Here is a 1950-nt window from a genome sequence, read left to right as displayed (position 1 = left end):
GACGGCCAAGCGGGCGCTCGAGGTCTTCGCCGACCGACCGGCGTTCGGGTTCAACTTCGACCCGTCGCACTTCGTCTGGCAGGACCTCGACCCGGCAGCGTTCCTGCTCGACTTCGCGGACCGCGTCTACCACGTGCACTGCAAGGAGTCGGTCAAGCAGCTCGACGGCCGCAACGGACGACTCTCGTCGCACCTGCCGTGGGGCGACCCCCGGCGCGGGTGGGACTTCGTCACGGCCGGGCACGGCGACGTCCCGTGGGAGCGGGTGTTCCGCGTACTGAACCACATCGGGTACGCCGGGCCGACGAGCGTCGAGTGGGAGGACGCCGGCATGGACCGACTCGTCGGCGGACCGGAGGCGCTGGCGTTCGTGCGGCGGCTCGGGACCATCGCGCCGCCCGAGGCCGCGTTCGACGCCGCGTTCTCGCGCTCGCGGTAGCGCGCCGCGGCGCGGCCCGCGGCCCGCGGCCCGCGGCCCGAGACTCGGCTGGGCGGACGGTTTCGCGGCCGTGACGCCGCGAAACAGTCCGCCGGCCCGAGACTCGGCCGCACACCAACCACCACCACGAGGGACCGATGACGAGCACGACCGCCGCAACGCCGGGCACGACACCCGTGCCGAGCAACGCGGCGCGCGTCCTCCGGCTCGTGCACGAGGAGGGGCCGATCACCCGTGCCGAGGTCACCCGGCGCACCGGCCTGAACCGCTCGACCACCCTCACGCTCGTCGGCGAGCTCGTCGAGCGGGGCCTCCTGCACGAGGAGCTGCCGACCGCCGGCGCACCCGGCACCGGGGTCGGCCGTCCGAGCCCGGTCGTCCGGGCAGCGGCGGACGTGGTCGCCGCCGCCGTGACTGTCGAGGTCGACGCCGTGTCGGTCGCCCTCGTCGGACTCGACGGCACCGTGCGCACCCGGCTCGTCGAACCACAGCGCCGTCCGCCGACGCCCGGTGAAGCGGTCGAGACCGTCGCCTCGATGCTGGACCGGATCCGTCCGGCGTCGGCGGGCTCCGCGACCCTCCGACTCGTCGGGATCGGGGTCGCCGTGCCGGGGACGGTCCGGGTGGAGGACGGGACCGTCCAGTACGCACCGCACCTCGGCTGGCACGACGCACCCTTCGCCCGGCCGCTCGCCGACCGGACCGGGCTGCCGGTGCGTGCCGCGAACGACGCCAACCTCGGTGCCTGGGCCGAACGACTGGCCGGCAGCGGCCGCGGGGTCGACGACCTGGTGTACCTCAACGGCGGCGCGAGCGGCATCGGCGGCGGGGTCATCACCGCCGGCCGGCCGCTGAGCGGGGCCGACGGCTACGCGGGTGAGCTCGGCCACACCTTCGTCGCGGCGAACGGCATCCGCTGTCACTGCGGGGCGGTCGGGTGCCTCGAGACCGAGGCCTCACGCGACGCCCTCGCCGCGGCGACCGGGACGGCTCCGGACGACCTCGTCGCCCTCGCCGCGGCGCTCGCCGAGGAGCGACCCGAGGTCGAGCGGGTCGTGGACCGCCAGGTGGCCGCCCTGGCCACGGCGCTCCGGAACGCGATCCACACCGTGAACCCGTCGATCGTCGTGCTCGGCGGCTTCCTCGGCGTCCTGCTCGACCACGTCGGGGACCGGATCCTCGACGACGTCCGCGCGCAGTCGATGACCGGGACCGCCGACCGGCTCCGGATCGTGCCCGCGGCGCTCGGGGCGGACGTGCTCGTGCACGGCGCCGCCGAGATCGCGTTCGGTGCCCTGCTCGGCGACCCGGACCGGATCAGCGACGCCGTGCCGGCAGTCGGCGCAGTGCCGAGCGCCACCGCGGTGCCGACGACCGCCGCAGTGCGGGCAGTCGCCCCGGTGCCGCCCGCCACCGCCACCGCCCCACACAACCGCACGACCACCCACCCGTCCAGCCGCGACGACGCGGCCGAGGAAGCGAGAACCCCATGACCCCCACCAGCGCGTGAG

2 protein-coding genes are annotated in these 1950 nt (G+C 75.5%); both read left to right on the top strand.

What is annotated here, in order from left to right; genetic code table 11:
* Positions 1-439: sugar phosphate isomerase/epimerase family protein (locus I5E_RS11740; RefSeq protein WP_022907159.1), on the top strand; the 439-nt coding region annotated here is incomplete at its 5' end.
* Positions 440-576: 137 nt separating this feature from the next.
* Positions 577-1932, top strand: coding sequence for an ROK family transcriptional regulator (locus I5E_RS11735; protein WP_022907158.1), 1356 nt, complete (start codon positions 577-579; stop codon positions 1930-1932).
* Positions 1933-1950 lie beyond the last annotated feature (18 nt).

The sequence above is a fragment of the Curtobacterium sp. B18 genome (assembly GCF_000333375.1).
GTDB lineage: Bacteria > Actinomycetota > Actinomycetes > Actinomycetales > Microbacteriaceae > Curtobacterium.
The sequence above is the reverse complement of the archived record's forward strand: the minus strand, read 5'-3'. Positions and strand labels throughout refer to the sequence as shown.

Excerpts from the sequence above, each read along its gene's own strand:
- I5E_RS11735 (WP_022907158.1), top strand. The coding sequence starts at position 577 with ATGACGAGCACGACCGCCGCAACGCCGGGCACGACACCCGTGCCGAGC.